Raw genomic sequence first — 17,451 nt, forward strand, 5'->3', positions numbered from 1 at the left:
AGGGAGCGCGCGAAGCCATCGCACGGCGCTAATGTGACAGCGCTGTTGTATTTCGCCGAAGGGACGCGCTGATGGCTGGGCTCTACCCCGAGATCGAACCGTACGACCATGGCCTGCTCGACGTCGGCGACGGGCACGAGATCTACTGGGAGACCTGCGGGAACCCGGACGGCAAGCCCGCGCTGGTCGTGCACGGCGGGCCCGGCTCCGGCTGTTCGACGAACCTCCGCCGCTACTTCGACCCCGAGCGGTACCGGGTCGTGCTCGTCGACCAGCGCGGCTGCGGCCGCAGCACCCCGCACGCCGGGGCCGCGGTCGCCGACCTGTCCGCCAACACCACCGACCACCTGGTGGCCGACTTCGAGCTGCTGCGCACCCGGCTGAACATCGGGAAGTGGCTGCTGTTCGGCGGATCCTGGGGCTCGGTCCTGAGCCTGACCTACGCCCTGCGCCACCCCGGCCGGGTCAGCGAAATGGTCCTGATGGGCCTCGCGACCGACCGCTTCATCGAAATCGAGATGCTCATCCGCGGCCTCGGCGCGTACTTCCCCGAAGGTTTCGCGAAGTTCCGGGACGGCGTGCCGGAAGCCGAACGCGACGGCGACCTCTCCGCCGCCTACAACCGGCTGCTGCTGGACCCGGACCCGGCGGTCCACGGGAAAGCCGCCGCCGGCTGGTGCGCGTGGGAGGACGCGATGCTCCCGGGCGTGCCGCCGCACGACGTCTTCGAGGACCCGGCCTACCGGCTCTGCTTCGCCCGGCTCGTCACGCACTACTTCAGCAACCGGGCGTTCCTGCCCGACGGCGAGATCCTGGCCAACCTCGGCAAGCTCGCGGGCATCCCGGCCGTGCTCGCCCAGGGGATGCTCGACACGAGCAACATCACCGGCACGCCGTGGCTGCTGCACCACGGCTGGCCCGGCAGCGAACTGGTCATGCTCGACAACGTCGGGCACAGCACGCAGGACGTCTCGATGCAGGACGTCCTGGTCGGCGCGACCGACCGGTTCGCGAGCTGAGGGCGGCCGCGCGGCGCCCCGGGTCGAGGCGCCGCGCGGACCCGGCTCACGGGATGAGCAGCGCCGGCTCACCCTCGGGCGCGAGCGCCGCCTCGGCGCGCGCGGCCCGGTTCGTCTCCACCAGCTTCAGCCCGGTGACGCGCAGCGGCAGCCGGTCCATGGTCCAGCCGGCCAGCAGCAGCGCCACCTTGGCCTGCATCTCGGTGCGCAGCCGCAGGAACGAGTCGGCCGGGTCCGCGCCGACCTCGCCCAGCAGCAGCCACCACGCCCAGGCCGCCGCACCGGCGTTGGCCACGAAGTCCGGCACGACGGCGACCCCCCGCGCCGAGAGCGCCGCTTCGGCCTCCGGTGTCGTCGCCGCGTTGGCCGCCTCGACGACGACCTTGGCCTTGACCAGGTTCTCGTTGTCCGGCCGCAGCGCGTAGGAGATCGCCGCCGGCACGAAGATGTCCGCGTCGGCCGAGACGACGGCGTCCCGCGGGAGGACCTTGATGCCGGCCGGCAGCCGCTTGCGGTCCACCTCGCCGAAGCGGTCGCGCAGGTCGAGCAGCGCCGGGATGTCGAGGCCTTCGGGCGCGTAGAGCGTGCCCGCGGCGTCGGCGACCGCGACGACCTTCATGCCCGCTTCGTGCAGGTACCAGGCCGCGCCGCCGCCCATGGTCCCGATGCCCTGGATCGCCACGGTCGTCTCGCGCACGTCCCAGTCCCACGCCGACGCGACGCCGAGGCAGGCCTGCGCCACGCCGTAGCCGCCGACGACGTCGCCGAGCAGCAGCCCGCCCGGCACCGGGGCGTTGAGGCCGGCCTGCACCCGGCGCAGGGTGCGCTCCGGATCGGCCGACCGGCTGATCGCGGCGTGGTACGACTGCTCCAGCCCGAGGTCGGCGAACACGGCGTCGATCAGGTGTTGCGGGACGCCGAGGTCCTCGGCGGTCACCCAGTGGGCGTCCAGCCAGGGCCGGAGGAACGAGCAGAAGCGCGTCAGGACGCCGAAGGCACGCGGGTCCTTCGGGTCGAAGTCGATGCCGCCCTTCGCGCCGCCGACCGGCAGGTTGAAGGTCGCGGTCTTGTTGGCCATGCCCCGGGCCAGGTCCTCGACCTCGCCCATGGTGCAGCCTGCCCGCATCCGGGTGCCGCCGGTGGCGACGCCGGAGACCAGGCTGTGCACGACCAGGTAGCCGTTCGCGCCGGTGACGGGGTCGGTCCACGAAAGTCGCATCAGCGGCTCGGCGTTGCGGGGGGTCATCAGGCCACTCACCTCCAGGGGAAGTCGGGGCGGCCTCGTGACCGCCACCACGAGCGTGCGCCCCGGGTGGCGTTCGCGTCCATTTAACGCTGCTGCACGATCTCGTTTAGGTTTGGTGCATGGAGCTTTCGTTGCATCGGCTGAAGATGCTCCGCGAGCTGCACCGCCGGGGCACCGTCACCGCCGCCGCGGTGGCCCTGCACTACACCGCTTCGGCGGTGTCGCAGCAGCTCGCGCAGCTGGAACGGGACGTCGGGGCCAAGCTGTTCGAACGGCTGGGTCGCCGGGTCCAGCTCACCGAACTGGGCAAACTGCTCACCGAGCACGCCGAGGAGATCCTCGGTTCGGTCGAGCGGGCCACGCTCGCCCTGGAAGAGGCGCAGGAGGCCCGGACGGTCCGGCTGGTCGCCGGGGTCTGGGCGTCGGTCGCCTCCGGCCTGCTCCCGACCGCGCTGACGACGCTGGCCACCGCGCACCCGGGCATCGAGGTCCGCACCCGGGAACTGGCCCCGGAGGACACCGCCGAGGCGGTCCGGGACGGCGTGCTCGACCTGTCCTTCGTCATCGACTACTCCGACGCGCCGATGCCCTGGGACGCCGGCCTCGAGCGGGCCGTCGTGGCCGTCGAACGGCTGCACGCGGCGGTGCCGCGCGGCGCGGTGCCCGCGGGCTCGGCGTCGCTGGACGACCTCGCCGAGCACCCCTGGATCCTGGCCAGCCCGAAGTCGCACTTCGGCCGGGCGATGCGCACCGCGTGCCGCCGCCACGGGTTCGCCCCGAAGATCAACCACGAGGTCGAGGAGCAGTCCACGGCGATGGCCATGGTCGGCGCCGGGCTCGGCATCACCCTCGTGTCCGACCTCGGCCTGCGCCTGCTGCGCCCGCCCGGGATCGACGTCGTCACGCTCACGACGCCGCTGCTCCGGACGGTGTCGATCGCCTACCGGCGCACCGCGTTCCGCCGTCCGGCCCTGCACCTGGTGATCGAGGCCGTCCGGGCCGCGGCCGCGGAACTGGGGCTCGGCACGGAATCCGCTTTGCCCTGATCCGGGGCTTCTTACGGAGTGGTGACCCTGTCCTGAAGGGCAGGATCGACCCTGTTTTTGTCGTACCCCGCGTGTAGCGTCCGAAGGCGGAAGTTCCACCACACGGGACAGGATTGACATGACAGAAGCTGCGGAAGTGTCTGCGGCGCACGAATTCCCCGAGAAGTCGGGTAGTGCGTCGAACCGCACCGCGCGGGTCCTGGCGGACCGCGCGGCCGGCGAGGCGTACGTGGCATCGGTGTGCTTCAAGCACGGACCACCGCGCCTGACCGGCGTCGAGCTGGAGTTCACCGTGCACCACGCCGACGACCCGGCCAGACCGCTCGATCCCGACCTCCTCGCCACGGCCCTGGGCCCGCACACCCCGCGGGCCCTCCGCCCCGACAGCCCCGCTTCGCCGCTCCCGGCAGGTTCACCAGTGAGCCTCGAGCCCGGGGGCCAGGTCGAAATCTCCGCTCATCCCCAGGTCACCCTGCGTGAACTCGACGCAGTCGTCTCGGCCGATCTCCGCCACCTGGGTGAACTCCTCGCCTCCCACGGCCTCCGATTCGGTGAATCCGGCATCGACGCGCACCGCGCGCCGCGCCGGCTCCTGAGCACGCCGCGGTACGCGGCGATGGAGCGCCGGTTCGCGCCGATCGGCCCCGGCGGCCTCACCATGATGTGCAGCACCGCCGGCCTGCAGGTCTGCGTCGACGCCGGGGAGGCGGAGCACCACGCCGCCCGCTGGGCCGCCGCGCACGCCATGGGGCCGCCGTTGCTGGCCCTGTTCGCCAACTCCCGGGTGCACGCCGGGCGGGACACCGGGTTCGCCTCCGCCCGCTGGCTCGCGGTGCACGACACCGAGGCGATCCGGACGCGCACGACCGGCGTCGCGGGCGATCCCGGGCCGGCGTGGGGCGCGCGCCTGATGGACACCCCGCTGATGGCGCTGCCCCGGGCCGAGCGGCCGTGGGACGCACCGGAGGGGCTGACGTTCGCCGACTGGATCGACGGCCGGGGCGCCGCCGCGCTGCTGCCGAGGCCCACGGAGGCGGATCTCGACTACCACCTCACGACCATGTTCACCCCCGTCCGCCCGCAGGGGTACCTGGAGATCCGGTACCTCGACGCGCAACCACCGGGAGAGTGGCTGGCGCCGGCCGCGCTGGTCGCCGCGCTGCTCGCCCGGCCGTCCACAGTGGACAAGGTGCGCGACCTGTCCGCCGGGGTGGCGGACCGGTGGACCACGGCCGCGCGTCGCGGCCTGGCCGACCCGGAGATCGCGGCCGTCGCGGCCGCGCTGGCCGACCTCGGCTGCGCCGAGCTGGGCCACACCGGGCTGACGGCGGAATCCGTAACCGAGATCAGCGAGAGCGTGCAGGGGCGCGCGTACCGATCGAGGAGCGAAGCATGACCACGACGGAGTCGAAGGACCTGGGCGCGGAGGAGCTGCGTGCCCGCGCGGCCGAGGCACTGACCCGGGCCCGGGCGCGCAGTGTCGCGCTGACCGACGCGGTCGACGACGAGGACCTGGTCCGCCAGCACTCCAAGCTGATGTCGCCGCTGGTCTGGGACCTCGCGCACATCGGCAGCCAGGAGGAGCTGTGGCTGGTCCGCGACGTCGGCGGCCGGGAGCCGCTGCGCCCGGACATCGACGACATCTACGACGCTTTCCAGCACTCCCGGGCCGATCGCCCGGCGCTGCCGCTGCTCGGCCCGGCCGAGGCCCGCAGCTACGTCCGCGAAGTGCGCGAAAAGGCGTTCGACGTGCTGGAGCGGGTGCCGCTGGAAGGCCGCCGGCTCACCGAGCAGGCCTTCGCGTTCGGCATGGTGACCCAGCACGAGCAGCAGCACGACGAGACCATGCTGGCCACCCACCAGCTGCGCCAGGGCGACCCGGTGCTGCACGCGCCCGAGCCGCCGCCCGCGCGATCGGGGGAACTGCCCGCCGAGGTCCTCGTGCCCGGCGGCGCGTTCACGATGGGCACGTCGGCCGAGCCGTGGGCGCTGGACAACGAACGCCCGGCGCACGAGATCGCCGTCGACGCGTTCTGGATGGACACCACCCCCGTGACTTCCGGGGCCTACGCGGAATTCCTGGACCACGGCGGTTACGACGACGAGCGCTGGTGGAGCCCGGCGGGCTGGGCCTACCGCACCCAGAACGGCATCACCGCGCCGCGGTTCTGGAAACGCGAGCAGGACGGCTGGTGGCGGACCCGGTTCGGCGTGTACGAGCGGATCACCGCCGGCGAGCCGGTCGTGCACGTCTCGTTCTTCGAGGCCGAGGCGTACGCGGCGTGGGCCGGGCGGCGGCTGCCGACCGAGGCCGAGTGGGAGAAGGCGGCGCGGTTCGACCCGGCGACGGGCCGGTCGCGGCGCTTCCCGTGGGGTGACGAGGAACCGGGCGCCGAGCACGCCAACCTGGGCCAGCGGCACCTGCGCCCGGCGCCGGCGGGGGCGTACCCCGCGGGTGCGTCACCGGCCGGGGTGCACCAGCTGATCGGCGACGTCTGGGAGTGGACGAGCACCGACCTCCACGGTTACCCGGGCTTCGCCGCGTTCCCGTACCAGGAGTACTCGGAGGTGTTCTTCGGGCCGGAGTACAAGGTGCTGCGCGGCGGCTCGTTCGGCACCGACTCGGCGGCGATCCGGGGCACGTTCCGCAACTGGGACTACCCGATCCGGCGGCAGATCTTCGCCGGCTTCCGCACCGCCCGCGACGCGGGCCCGGACGAGGTGGGCTAGGCACCATGTGCAGGCATCTCGCCTACCTCGGCCGGCCCGTTTCGCCCGCCGAGGCGGTTTTTCGCGCGCCGCACTCCCTGCTGGTGCAGTCCTACGCGCCGGCGGACATGCGCGGCGGCGGCACCGTGAACGCCGACGGCTTCGGGCTGGGCTGGTACCTCGGCCCGGGCCACGGCGCCGACGGCGCACTGCCCCTGCGGCACCGCCGCTCGACTCCACTGTGGACGGACGAGGCGCTGCCGCCGCTGGCGGCGGCGGTCACCACCCACGCGTTCGTCGCCGCGGCCCGCAACGGCACCACCGGCATGCCGGTGACCGAGGCGGCCGCGGCACCGTTCACCACGGGCCGGTGGCTGTTCAGCCACAACGGCGTCGTCCGCGGCTTCCCGGACTCACTGGCCGAACTGGCCAAGACCCTGCCGGTCACCGAGCTGCTGACGCTGGAGGCACCGACGGACTCGGTCGTGCTCTGGGTCCTGCTGCGGGCCCGGCTCGCGGCCGGGGAAGACCCGCTGGCGGCGGTGGCCTGGCTGACCGGCGCCGTCGAGGCCGCCGCGCCCGGCTCCCGGCTCAACTTCCTGCTCACCGACGGCGAAACGCTGATCGGCACCGCCTGGACGCACGCGCTGTCCCTGCTGGAGACCCCAGCGGGCGTGCTGCTGGCGTCCGAACCCGTCGACGGCGATCCGCGCTGGACGCCCGTCCCGGACCACCACGCCGTGCGCGCCACCGCGACCGGCGTCGACCTGCTTCCCCTGAACCAGGAGGGCATCATCCGATGACCGAACCCGATCTCGACCACCACCGCTCCGGCGACGCCGTCACCGGAGAACTGCGCGCCGACGTCGTCGCCGGGCTCACCGCCGAGCAGAAGTGGCTGCCGCCCAAGTGGTTCTACGACGCCGAGGGCAGCGAGCTGTTCGAGAAGATCACCCAGCTGCCGGAGTACTACCCGACGCGCAGCGAGCGTGAGGTGCTGGCCGCGCACGCCGGCGACGTCGCGGAGCTGACCGGCGCGCACACCCTCGTCGAGCTCGGGTCCGGGTCGAGCGAGAAGACCCGGCTGCTGCTCGACGCCCTCACCAAGCACGGCACGCTGGCGGCGTTCGTCCCGCTCGACGTCTCCGAGTCGGCGCTCGCCGACGCCGCCCGGTCGATCTCCGCGGACTACCCGGGCCTGGAAGTGCGGGGGGTCGTCGGCGACTTCACCCAGCACCTCGATCTGCTCCCCGGTGACGGGCCGCGGGTGGTCGCCTTCCTCGGCGGCACGATCGGCAACTTCCTGCCCGCCGAGCGCGCGACGTTCCTCCGGTCGGTGCGGGAGGTCCTCGACGAGGGGGAGTGGCTGCTGCTCGGCACGGACCTGGTGAAGGACGCCGAGACGCTGGAGCGGGCCTACGACGACGCCGCCGGCGTCACCGCCGAGTTCGACATGAACGTGCTGCGGGTGCTCAACACCCGGCTCGGCGCGAACTTCGACCTCGACGAGTTCGAGCACGTCTCGCACTGGGACGCCGAGCACGAGTGGGTCGAGATGCGGCTGCGCGCCCGCCGCGAGCTGACCGTCGAGATCCCCGGCGCGGACCTCACCGTCCGGTTCGCCGCGGGGGAGCACATCCGGACGGAGATCTCGGCCAAGTTCCGGCCCGCCGGTGTCGAGGCCGAACTGGCCGCGGCCGGGTTCGCCCTGGACAACTGGTGGACCGACTCCCAGCAGCGGTTCGGGGTGAGCCTGGCAAGATCTGTGCGTGGCTAATCCTCTCCGGGCACTGGCCCGGGCCCTGGGCACGAAGCCGTGGCTGATGCGCTCGGCCGGCTTCGTCGTCTGGGCGGACAAGAAACTGCACCGGGTGTTCGGCGGCCGGGTGAGCCTCGTGGCGCTCGCCGGGCTGCCGTCCCTGCGCCTGACGACGACCGGCCGCAAGAGCGGGCTGCCCCGCAGCACGAACCTGCTGTACTTCCCGCACGGCGACGACTTCGTGCTCACCGGGTCAAACTGGGGCCGGCCGCACGACCCGGCCTGGACGCTCAACCTGCGGGCCGACCCGAAGGCCGAGGTCGCGCTCGCCGGGCGGCCGGTCGCCGTCGTCGCGCGCGAACTCGGCGGCGAGGAGTACGCGGAAATGTGGCGCGAGCTGCTCGAGTTCTGGCCGGGGTACGCGATGGAGCAGGAGGAGGCCGCGCGGCCGTTGCCGGTTTTCGTCCTCAAACGGGTGGCTCGATAGATTCGCACCATCCTTTTGGACGGTGACGGCTTTCACCGGTTTGTGCCAGTCTCTCCCGGGTAACGCGCCGTGACGTCTCGACCGCGCGGCGGGTGCGTGACCTAGGGAGGAACGTCTTGCGGAGATCCACAAGGGGCCGGGTGCGCTCGTTCGCGCTGGTGGGGGCACTCGTGGCGGGGATGGGGCTGGCCGCCGTGGCGGGCACCGCCACCGCCGCGCCGGAGGCGGCCGTCAAGCCCGCCGTCGTCGGCGCGACCGCGCCGGTCGCCTGGGGGACCTGCCCGGCCGCCACCGTCGCCGGGGTGCCCGCGGACCAGGTGAAGTTCTACAGCTGCGCGCGCTACCGCGTGCCGATCGACCACGACAACGCGTCGCTGGGCACGATCGACATCGCCCTGCTCAAGCGCGCCGCCCGCACCCCGGACGCGCGGATCGGCTCGCTGTTCCTCAACCCCGGTGGCCCCGGCGGCTCGGGCCTGCGGATGCCGATCAGCGGCCAGTACTACTTCCAGCCGCCGGTGCTCGACCGCTTCGACCTGATCGGCTTCGACCCGCGCGGGGTCGGGCAGAGCAACCCGCTGCGCTGCTTCACCACGCAGGAGGACGCGGACGAGATCTTCGGCGCCCAGGTCCCGGTGCCGCTGAGCCGCGCCGAGATCTCCGGCACGCTCGCCAGCTACCGCGACTACGGCCAGTTCTGCAAGAACAACGCCGGTTCGCTGCTCAACCACATGTCCACGAAGGACGTCGTGCGGGACGTCGACACGCTGCGCGCGGCGGTCGGCGACCGGAAGCTGACCTACGTCGGCTTCTCCTACGGCACGCTCATCGGCTCGACCTACGCGGCGATGTTCCCGAAGCAGTCCCGCGCGATCGTCATCGACGGCAACGTCGACCCGCAGCTGCGGACCAAGGACGGCGTCGAGTACGACCGCCAGCGGGCGCAGGGCTTCGAGGTCTCGCTCGACGGTTTCCTGAAGAAGTGCGCCGAGGCCGCCGCGAAGTGCGCGTTCAGCTCGGGCACCCCGCGGGCGAAGTTCGACGAGTTGCGCGACTACCTGCGCAAGCAGCCGATCACCGTCCCCGGTGGCGGCTCGGTCGACATCAACGCGTTCACCGGTTCGGTGTCGAGCATCCTGTACTCGCCCTCGGCGTTCCCCGGCCTGGCCGAGGACCTGCAGGCGCTCTACGACACGATCCACCCGGCGGGCGCGCAGGCGCAGACCCTGCAGGCCCGGCAGCTCAAGCTGATCGTGAAGGGCAAGCAGGGCCTGGCGGACCAGAACCCGGACAGCCCGTACACCAGTGACGACTCGTACTTCGCCGTCAACTGCTCCGACAAGCCGTTCAAGATCAAGCAGGACCAGGTGCCGGACATCGCCGCCAAGTGGGAGCGCGAGTCGCGCACCTTCGGCCGCTACCAGGCCTTCGCCGACACGGCGGGCTGCCCGGTGTGGCCGGCGAAGAAGCCGGACGTCTACCGCGGCCCGTGGCAGGCGAAGACCGACGTCCCGGTCGTCGTGGTCAGCAACTACTACGACCCCGCGACGCGGTACAAGTTCGGCCAGCAGATGGCGGCCGAGCTGGGCAACTCCCGGCTGCTGTCGGTCGACGCGTTCGGCCACTGCATCCTCGGGGACGCCCTCGGCGTCGACCAGGCCGTGGCGGCGTACCTGACCGACCTGACGGTGCCGGCGAACGGCCAGGTGTTCCAGCCGAACGTCCAGCCCTTCTGAGTGTGAACCCGGTCCCGTGGCCCCCTGCCGGGCCACGGGACCGGCTACTCTGGCCCAGTTGATCATCACCAGTACGGGAAGCGAGGTGAGCGGCACATGCCAGCGGACAGTCATCGGACGGCCGGGCGCGCGCTCACCGGAGGTTTCCGGCTGGGCTGACGTCCGGCCGCCTTCTGTCCGGCAGTGCGCGCACGCCGGAAAAGAGCCGGATCATGACCATCTTCGAAATGCTGCTGCGCGTGGGCACCGGCGTCGGCCTCGGCGCCGTCATCGGGTTCGAGCGCCAGTTCCGCGCCCGGATGGCCGGGCTGCGCACCAACGCCCTCGTCGCGGTCGGCGCGACGCTGTTCGTGCTGCTGTCCGCGCACGGTTTCGGCGGCCTGTCCGGCAGCGGTGACGCCGACCCGACACGGGTGGCCGCGCAGATCGTCTCCGGCATCGGGTTCCTCGGTGCCGGTGTGATCATGCGCGACGGCCTCAACGTCCGCGGCCTCAACACGGCCGCGACACTGTGGTGCTCGGCCGCCGTGGGATCCCTTGCGGGGTCGGGGTTGTACGCGGTGGCCCTGGCCGGGACGGCGGTCGTGGTCGGGGTGAACGTGGTGCTGCGCCCGCTCGGGCGCGTCGTCGACCGCCGCCCGGACTCGGGTGAGGAAACCCCGGCCCGCTACGAGTTCCAGGCCGTGACCCGCGACGACTCCGAGGCACACGTGCGCGCGTTGCTCGTACAAGCGTTGGCGCGCACGGACTTCCGGCTGCTGTCGGTGCTGAGCACGGACCGCCCGCAGGACCGCACGGTCGAGGTCCGCGCCGAGCTGGCCGCCGATCAGCGCGACGACGCCCAGATGGAGTCCGCGGTGTCCCGGCTGTCGCTGGAGCCCGCGGTCACCAGCGTGCGCTGGGAAGCCGTGCCGGCTTAGCCGAGGAACTCCTCGAGCAGCTCGCCGAACCGGCCGGGCTGCTCGAGGTTCACCATGTGCGCGGCGCCGGGCACCCGGGCCCGGTTCGCGTGCGGCGCCGCACCCTCCACCAGGTCGGCGACGGCGAAGATGTCGGAGGAGTCCAGGTCGCCGGTCACAACGAGCGTGCGGGTGCGGATCTCCGCGACCCGGCCGATCGCACTCAGTTCGATGCCCGGATCGGGGGCGCCGTGGCCCTGGCCGAAGTTGTCGACCAGCATGTCCCGGCACACCCGCCGGACTGCCGGGTCGACCTCGGCGGGTGTGCGGTGCGGGCCGTCGACCCACAACCGCAGGACGCACTCCAGGACCGCGGCGCCGTCGCCCGACCGGGCCGCCGCGCCCGCCTCGGCCAGCAGGCGCAGCACGAACGGGTCCTGGAACTCCATCCCGCTGATCCCCGGCGAGCTGAGGAACAGGCCCGCCGCCCGGTCGGGGTAGGCCAGGGCGAAGTCCAGGAAGACCCGGCTGCCGAGTGAGCAGCCGACCAGCACCGGGCGCTCCACGGCCAAGGCGTCGAGGAGCTGCTTCAAGTCCTCGCGGTGGGAGAAGGGACCCGACGGGTCCGACGAGCCGCCGCTGCCGCGGGCGTCGTAGCGGATCACGCGGTGCGCACCGGCGAAGCGGGTGAACTGCTCCGCCCACATCGCGCGGGTCATCCCGCCCGCGTGCAGGAACACCACCGGCGGGCCTTCGCCGCGCTCCTCGTAGGACAGGTGGCCGTCGGCGAGCTCGATGCGTTCCCCCATGCCCGCCACGGTACCGAAAAGGCCTCCCCGCCGGGACCGGCGAGGAGGCCTTTCGGCAAGCGGGGAACCCTTACGCGTTCGTCATCTTCCGCAACACGTACTGCAGGATGCCGCCGTTGCGGTAGTAGTCCGCCTCACCCGGGGTGTCGATGCGGACGTCCGCCTCGAACTCCACCTTCGTACCGTCCTGCTTGGTCGCCGTGACGTGCACGGTGCGCGGGGTCTCGCCGTCGTTCAGCTTGGTGATGCCCGAGATGTCGAACGTCTCGGTGCCGTCCAGCTTCAGCGACGCCGCCGACTCGCCCTGCGGGAACTGCAGCGGGATGACGCCCATGCCGATCAGGTTCGACCGGTGGATGCGCTCGAACGACTCGGTGATCACCGCGCGCACGCCCAGCAGCGAGGTGCCCTTGGCCGCCCAGTCGCGCGACGAGCCCGAGCCGTACTCCTTGCCGCCCAGCACGACCAGGGGGGTGCCGGCCGCCGCGTAGTTCTGCGCCGCGTCGTAGATGAACGACTGCGGGGCGTCGTCCTGGGTGAAGTCGCGGGTGTAGCCGCCCTGCACGTCGTCCAGCAGCTGGTTGCGCAGCCGGATGTTCGCGAAGGTGCCGCGGATCATCACCTCGTGGTTGCCGCGCCGCGAGCCGTAGGAGTTGAAGTCCTTCTTCTCCACGCCGTGCTCGGTCAGGTACTGCGCGGCCGGTGTCCCCGGCTTGATCGCGCCGGCGGGGGAGATGTGGTCGGTGGTGACCGAGTCGCCCAGCTTCGCCAGCACGCGCGCGCCGGAGATGTCGGTGACCGGCGCCGGCTCGGCCTGCATGCCCTCGAAGTACGGGGGCTTCCGGACGTAGGTGGACTCGGCGTCCCACTCGAAGGTCTTGCCTTCGGGGGTGGGCAGCGCCTTCCAGCGGTCGCCGCCGTCGAAGACGTCGGCGTAGTCCTTGGTGAACATCTCCTGCGTGATCGAGGAGTCGATGGTCTCCTGGATCTCCTGCGGCGTCGGCCAGATGTCCTTCAGGAACACGTCGGTGCCGTCGGTGGCCTGGCCCAGCGGCTGGTTCGCGAAGTCGAAGTCCATCGTCCCGGCCAGCGCGTACGCGATGACCAGCGGCGGCGACGCCAGGTAGTTCATCTTGACGTCGGGGTTGATCCGGCCTTCGAAGTTCCGGTTGCCCGAAAGCACCGAAACCGCGGTGAGGTCGTTCTCCTGGATCGCCGCGGAGATCTCGTCCGAGAGCGGGCCGGAGTTGCCGATGCACGTGGTGCAGCCGTAGCCGACCAGGTGGTAGCCCAGCTTCTCCAGGTACGGCCAGAGGCCGGCCTTGTTGTAGTAGTCGGTGACGACCTGCGAGCCCGGTGCCATCGACGTCTTGACCCACGGCTTCACCGCGAGGCCCTTGTCCACGGCGTTGCGCGCGAGCAGCGCGGCGCCGAGCATGACCGACGGGTTCGAGGTGTTGGTGCACGAGGTGATCGAGGCGATCACCACGGCGCCGTGGTCGAGCACGAACTCGCCGCGGTCGGAGGTCGAGACCTTGACCGGCTTGCTCGGGCGGCCCGAGGCGCCGTTCGCGGCGGAGACGATCACCGGCGCGGCGTCGTCCTCGGCGAACGACAGCGACGGCGCGTCACTGGCCGGGAAGGACTCCTCCGAGGCTTCGTCCATCTTCGTGTGCGGGGTGGTGTCTTCGCCGTCGACGTAGTCGTGCACCGACTTGCGGAACGACGACTTCGCGTCGGTCAGCTCGATGCGGTCCTGCGGGCGCTTCGGGCCGGCGATCGACGGGACGACCGTCGAGAGGTCGAGCTCGATGTACTCGGAGAACTGCGGCTCGTGGGACGGGTCGTGCCAGAGGCCCTGCTCCTTGGCGTAGGCCTCGACCAGGGCGACCTGCTCGGCCGAGCGGCCGGTCAGCTTGAGGTAGCGGACGGTCTCCTCGTCGATCGGGAAGATCGCCGCGGTGGAGCCGAACTCGGGGCTCATGTTGCCGATGGTGGCGCGGTTGGCCAGCGGCACCGCGCTCACGCCGTCGCCGTAGAACTCGACGAACTTGGAGACCACGCCGTGGCGGCGCAGCATCTCGGTGATGGTCAGCACGACGTCGGTCGCGGTGACGCCGGTGGGGATCTCGCCGGTCAGCTTGAAGCCGACGACGCGCGGGATCAGCATCGACACCGGCTGGCCCAGCATGGCGGCCTCGGCCTCGATGCCGCCGACGCCCCAGCCCAGCACGCCCAGGCCGTTGACCATGGTGGTGTGCGAGTCGGTGCCGACGCAGGAGTCGGGGTAGGCCTGCCCGTTACGGGACATCACCGTGCGCGCGAGGTGCTCGATGTTGACCTGGTGCACGATGCCGGTGCCCGGCGGGACGACCTTGAACTCGTCGAAGGCGCCCTGGCCCCAGCGCAGGAACTGGTAGCGCTCGCGGTTGCGCTCGTACTCGATCTCGACGTTGCGCTCGAAGGCGTCGGGGGTGCCGAAGACGTCGATGATCACCGAGTGATCGATGACCAGCTCGGCCGGGGCGAGCGGGTTCACCTTGTCGGGGTCGCCGCCGAGGTCCGTGACCGCTTCGCGCATGGTGGCGAGGTCGACGACGCAGGGGACGCCGGTGAAGTCCTGCATGATCACGCGGGCCGGCGTGAACTGGATCTCGATGGAGGGGTCGGCGTTCGGGTCCCACGAGCCCAGCGCGCGGATGTGGTCGGCGGTGATGTTCGCGCCGTCCTCGGTGCGCAGCAGGTTCTCGAGCAGGATCTTCAGGCTGTACGGCAGGCGCTCGGCGCCCTCGACCTTGTTCAGGCGGAACACCTCGTACGAGGCGTCTCCGACCTTCAGCGTGTCTTTGGCGCCGAAGCTGTCCTTGCTGGCAGGTGCGGTCACGTCTAACTCCAGTGGCATGGACTTCCGCGCCGGTGCGGCGGTCGAGTCCCGGGTCAGTGCGGTCAGTTCGGGTGTCGTGCGGGTCCGCACAGGGGCGGACGGCGAGTCTTGCGCACCCCCACCGTAGGACCGGATTCGGGATGGCACACCTCGCGGTGCCCCAAACAGTACGCGTGTCCTGTTTGGGGTTCAAGACGACACGCGGTGTGGGCTGCGCCATCCGCACAGGGGGTCCCTCAATAAGGGGAATTGGTGCCTACGGTGTGTAAGTTTCCGCTGAGGCTTGTGATAGTGGTGTGACTGCAGTGACGCGCGATGTGCGCAGGTGAGCGGAGGTGGCGGTCATGCTGGGACGGCGTCGGAGCTGGGGGGTGCCCGGCACGCGCCGTGGACTGACCGTGAGCACCCTGGCCTTGGTGATCTTGTTCGGCGCGGGCGGCACGGGCCTCGCGGCGCCCCCGCCGCCGCCGAACCCGAGCGACTCGGAGCTGAACAACAGCAAAGCCCAGGCGAACGCGAAGGCCGGCGAGGTCGGCCGGCTGACCAACCAGCTGGCCCAGGCCGAGCAGAAGCTGTCGCAGCTGCAGGACGACGTCGAGCTCAAGCAGGAAGAGGCCAACAAGGCCCTGGTCGACCTGCAGTCCGCCCAGGACGCCGCGGCGCAGGCCGAGAACGACGCCAAGGCCGCCCGGACCGAGGCGGACGCCGCGGCCGGAGCGATCGAGAAAGCGCGCAACGACCTGAAGTCGTTCGCCGCCGCCAGCTTCCAGCAGGGCAGCACGGTCGGCTCGCTCTCGGCGTACCTGAGCGCCGACAGCCCGAAGGACATGCTGGCCCGCGCGCAGCTGCTCGACGCCGTCGGCGGCGACCGGCTCAACGCCCTCGACCGGCTCCAGCAGGCGCAGACCGACAAGTCGAACAAGGACTCCGCGGCCCGCAAGGCCGCCGAGATCGCCCAGCAGAAGCAGGACGCCGCGCGTCAGGCGAAGGACGGCGCCGACGCCGCCCAGACCGCCGCCGTCAGCGCGCAGGACAACCAGCAGACGCAGAACTCGGCGCTCGAGGCCAACAAGTCGAGCGTCGAGCAGCAGCTCTACACCGCGCAGGCCAAGGTCAACGGCCTGCAGGGGCAGCGCCAGCGCTACCAGGACTGGCTCGCGCAGAAGCAGCGTGAGGACGACGAGCGGGCCCGGCAGGCCGCGCTCGCGTCGTCCGGGGGAGGTGGCGGTGGCCGCCCGCCGGCCGGGTCGCGCCCGTCGGCCCCGGCCGGCGCGTCGATCGAAGCCGTGATCGCCCGGGCGCTGTCCAAGCTCGGCATGCCCTACGCCTGGGGCGGCGGCAACGCGAGCGGGCCGACCCGCGGCATCCGCGACGGCGGTGTCGCCGACCGCTACGGCGACTACAACAAGATCGGCTTCGACTGCTCCGGCCTGATGATCTACGCCTTCGCCGGGGTCCGGTCGCTGTCGCACTACAGCGGCTACCAGTACACGTCCGGACGCCGGGTCCCGCTGTCGCAGATGCGCCGCGGCGACATGCTGTTCTGGGGCGGCGGCGCCGGTATCCACCACGTCGCGCTGTACCTCGGCGGCGGCCAGATGGTCGAGGCGCCGCAGTCCGGGCTCCGCGTCCGGATCGCGCCGGTGCGTTACGGCGGGATCATGCCGTACGCGACCCGTCTGGTCGGCTGAGTCAGGCGTCGCGCTTCAGCTTGCGCCAGCCACCGGCCCGGTTGTTCGCGATGATCTGCCGGAACATCGCGGTGAGCGCGGGCGCGTTGATCGGCTCGCCTTCGCGGAACGCGACGGTCCGGGCGGTCTGGTTGCCGTGCCCGGCGGTGATGATGCCCTCGGGGTCGGGGACGATGCCGCCGTCGTAGACGAAGACGTTGACGTGGTCCTTCGCCGCGAGCAGCGCGCAGACATTGCCCTCCAGCACGAAGTACGGCTGCCGGGTGCGCTTGATCGTCTCGGTCACCTCGGGGTCCGCCGCGTGGACGAGCTCGCGGACCTCCCGGCAGAGCGCCTGCTGCCACTCGGGCAAGCCGTCGATGTAGGCGTCGACGCGCGGTTCGACGGTGTAGGTCATGGGCCGAGTATCGCCGAAACTCGCTCGACCGCGCCGCCGTCCCGCCCCAGGATCACCGGGTGGACGACGAACTCGACGCGCTGCGGCGCTCCCGGATGCGCTGGAACGCGCCCCTTTCCGAAGCCCATGCCGAGCTGCTGCTCGACCGGATGGCTCTCACCGGAACGGTGACCGACCTCGGATGCGGCTGGGGCGAACTGCTGCTGCGGGCCGTCGCCCGGACGCCCGGCCTGCGCGGGGTCGGCGTCGACACCGACAGCACCGGCCTCGAACGCGGGCGGGCGGCGGCCGTGGACCGCGACGTCGAGTTCGTCGAGGCGGATGCCGCGACCTGGGAAACGCCGGCCGAGCGGGCGTTCTGCATCGGCGCGTCGCACGCCTTCGGCCCGTCCCGGGCCGCCCTGGAGCGCCTCGCGACGGTGGTCCCGGCCGGCGGCCGGCTGCTCTACGGTGACGGCTTCTGGGCCGCGCCGCCGAGCCCGGCCGCGGTCGGGATCTTCGGCGACGACGTCCTGACCTTGCCGGATCTGCTCGACGCCGCCGGCACCGCGGGCTGGCGGGTGCTCCACCTGAGCACCGCGGACCAGCTCGAATGGGACGACTTCGAGTCGACGTCCCGGGCCCGGTGGCAGGAGTGGCTGCTGGCCCACCCGGCCGACCCGCGGGCGCCCGAGGTGCGCGCCTGGCTCGACGAGCGGCTGCGGCAGTACGTCGGGGAGTACCGCGGTGTGCTGGGCTTCTCCTACCTCGTGCTGGGCCGCTAGGGTCC

At 71.8% G+C, this 17,451-nt stretch carries 15 protein-coding genes; 11 read left to right on the plus strand and 4 right to left on the minus strand.

Features of this window, described 5'->3' with window-relative positions; translation table 11 throughout:
- The first annotated feature begins 71 nt into the window (after nt 1–71).
- A complete protein-coding gene (gene pip, locus OG494_RS11945) occupies nt 72–1,019 on the plus strand; it encodes a prolyl aminopeptidase (protein WP_328454920.1) in 948 nt (315 codons plus the stop codon).
- A 46-nt stretch (nt 1,020–1,065) separates the two neighbouring features.
- Here the strand turns inward: pip and OG494_RS11950 are convergent, their stop codons facing one another.
- A complete protein-coding gene (locus OG494_RS11950; RefSeq protein WP_328454922.1) occupies nt 1,066–2,265 on the minus strand; it encodes a Glu/Leu/Phe/Val dehydrogenase dimerization domain-containing protein in 1,200 nt (399 codons plus the stop codon).
- Nucleotides 2,266–2,384: 119 nt separating this feature from the next.
- Here OG494_RS11950 and OG494_RS11955 point away from each other — a divergent pair, with 119 nt between their 5' ends.
- The 8 genes from OG494_RS11955 to OG494_RS11990 all read left to right on the plus strand — a co-directional run bounded on the left by OG494_RS11955 (nt 2,385) and on the right by OG494_RS11990 (nt 10,922).
- The gene (locus tag OG494_RS11955; RefSeq protein WP_328454923.1) at nt 2,385–3,311 is read left to right on the plus strand and encodes a LysR family transcriptional regulator; all 927 of its coding nucleotides are present in this window, start codon (nt 2,385–2,387) and stop codon (nt 3,309–3,311) included.
- Between the two features lie 136 nt (nt 3,312–3,447).
- Entirely contained in the window at nt 3,448–4,707 is a 1,260-nt protein-coding gene (locus OG494_RS11960) for a glutamate-cysteine ligase family protein (RefSeq protein WP_328458925.1), read from the plus strand.
- Entirely contained in the window at nt 4,704–6,041 is a 1,338-nt protein-coding gene (egtB, locus tag OG494_RS11965) for an ergothioneine biosynthesis protein EgtB (RefSeq protein ID WP_328454925.1), read from the plus strand. Before OG494_RS11960 ends, egtB begins: the two co-directional genes overlap by 4 nt.
- 5 nt (nt 6,042–6,046) lie before the next feature.
- Entirely contained in the window at nt 6,047–6,823 is a 777-nt protein-coding gene (gene egtC / locus OG494_RS11970) for an ergothioneine biosynthesis protein EgtC (protein WP_328454927.1), read from the plus strand.
- On the plus strand, nt 6,820–7,797 hold the full coding sequence (gene egtD / locus OG494_RS11975) for an L-histidine N(alpha)-methyltransferase (protein WP_328454929.1): 978 nt from the start codon (nt 6,820–6,822) through the stop codon (nt 7,795–7,797). Before egtC ends, egtD begins: the two co-directional genes overlap by 4 nt.
- Before the next feature lie 46 nt (nt 7,798–7,843).
- Nucleotides 7,844–8,266, plus strand: coding sequence for a nitroreductase family deazaflavin-dependent oxidoreductase (locus OG494_RS11980; RefSeq protein WP_328458926.1), 423 nt, complete (start codon nt 7,844–7,846; stop codon nt 8,264–8,266).
- 140 nt (nt 8,267–8,406) lie between these two features.
- Nucleotides 8,407–10,002, plus strand: coding sequence for an alpha/beta hydrolase (locus OG494_RS11985; protein ID WP_328454931.1), 1,596 nt, complete (start codon nt 8,407–8,409; stop codon nt 10,000–10,002).
- A 212-nt stretch (nt 10,003–10,214) separates the two neighbouring features.
- Nucleotides 10,215–10,922, plus strand: a complete 708-nt coding sequence (locus tag OG494_RS11990) for an MgtC/SapB family protein (protein ID WP_328454933.1) — start codon at nt 10,215–10,217, stop codon at nt 10,920–10,922.
- On the opposite strand, the gene OG494_RS11995 is transcribed toward OG494_RS11990, so the two are convergent.
- Nucleotides 10,919–11,710, minus strand: a complete 792-nt coding sequence (locus OG494_RS11995; RefSeq protein WP_328454935.1) for an alpha/beta fold hydrolase — start codon at nt 11,708–11,710, stop codon at nt 10,919–10,921. The genes OG494_RS11990 and OG494_RS11995 overlap by 4 nt on opposite strands.
- A 70-nt stretch (nt 11,711–11,780) precedes the next feature.
- Entirely contained in the window at nt 11,781–14,594 is a 2,814-nt protein-coding gene (locus OG494_RS12000) for an aconitate hydratase (RefSeq protein ID WP_328454937.1), read from the minus strand.
- 344 nt (nt 14,595–14,938) lie between these two features.
- Between OG494_RS12000 and OG494_RS12005 the strand changes: the two genes are divergently transcribed.
- A complete protein-coding gene (locus tag OG494_RS12005; RefSeq protein ID WP_328454939.1) occupies nt 14,939–16,285 on the plus strand; it encodes an NlpC/P60 family protein in 1,347 nt (448 codons plus the stop codon).
- Nucleotide 16,286: 1 nt separating this feature from the next.
- Here the strand turns inward: OG494_RS12005 and OG494_RS12010 are convergent, their stop codons facing one another.
- Nucleotides 16,287–16,682 (minus strand): DUF1801 domain-containing protein, encoded by a 396-nt coding sequence (locus OG494_RS12010; protein WP_328454940.1) that lies wholly within the window; start codon nt 16,680–16,682, stop codon nt 16,287–16,289.
- Nucleotides 16,683–16,741: 59 nt separating this feature from the next.
- Between OG494_RS12010 and OG494_RS12015 the strand changes: the two genes are divergently transcribed.
- Nucleotides 16,742–17,446 carry an SAM-dependent methyltransferase gene (locus tag OG494_RS12015; protein ID WP_328454942.1) on the plus strand — a complete coding sequence of 235 codons (705 nt, stop codon included), beginning with the start codon at nt 16,742–16,744 and terminating at the stop codon, nt 17,444–17,446.
- Nucleotides 17,447–17,451 lie beyond the last annotated feature (5 nt).

It is taken from the genome of Amycolatopsis sp. NBC_00438 (genome assembly GCF_036026695.1).
In the GTDB taxonomy this organism is placed as follows: domain Bacteria; phylum Actinomycetota; class Actinomycetes; order Mycobacteriales; family Pseudonocardiaceae; genus Amycolatopsis.

Excerpts from the sequence above, each read along its gene's own strand:
- OG494_RS11950 (WP_328454922.1), bottom strand. The coding sequence starts at position 2,265 with ATGACCCCCCGCAACGCCGAGCCGCTGATGCGACTTTCGTGGACCGAC.
- OG494_RS11995 (WP_328454935.1), bottom strand. The coding sequence starts at position 11,710 with ATGGGGGAACGCATCGAGCTCGCCGACGGCCACCTGTCCTACGAGGAG.
- egtD (WP_328454929.1), top strand. The coding sequence starts at position 6,820 with ATGACCGAACCCGATCTCGACCACCACCGCTCCGGCGACGCCGTCACC.
- OG494_RS12010 (WP_328454940.1), bottom strand. The coding sequence starts at position 16,682 with ATGACCTACACCGTCGAACCGCGCGTCGACGCCTACATCGACGGCTTG.
- OG494_RS11990 (WP_328454933.1), top strand. The coding sequence starts at position 10,215 with ATGACCATCTTCGAAATGCTGCTGCGCGTGGGCACCGGCGTCGGCCTC.
- OG494_RS11980 (WP_328458926.1), top strand. The coding sequence starts at position 7,844 with ATGCGCTCGGCCGGCTTCGTCGTCTGGGCGGACAAGAAACTGCACCGG.
- pip (WP_328454920.1), top strand. The coding sequence starts at position 72 with ATGGCTGGGCTCTACCCCGAGATCGAACCGTACGACCATGGCCTGCTC.
- egtC (WP_328454927.1), top strand. The coding sequence starts at position 6,047 with ATGTGCAGGCATCTCGCCTACCTCGGCCGGCCCGTTTCGCCCGCCGAG.
- OG494_RS11955 (WP_328454923.1), top strand. The coding sequence starts at position 2,385 with ATGGAGCTTTCGTTGCATCGGCTGAAGATGCTCCGCGAGCTGCACCGC.
- OG494_RS12005 (WP_328454939.1), top strand. The coding sequence starts at position 14,939 with ATGCTGGGACGGCGTCGGAGCTGGGGGGTGCCCGGCACGCGCCGTGGA.
- egtB (WP_328454925.1), top strand. The coding sequence starts at position 4,704 with ATGACCACGACGGAGTCGAAGGACCTGGGCGCGGAGGAGCTGCGTGCC.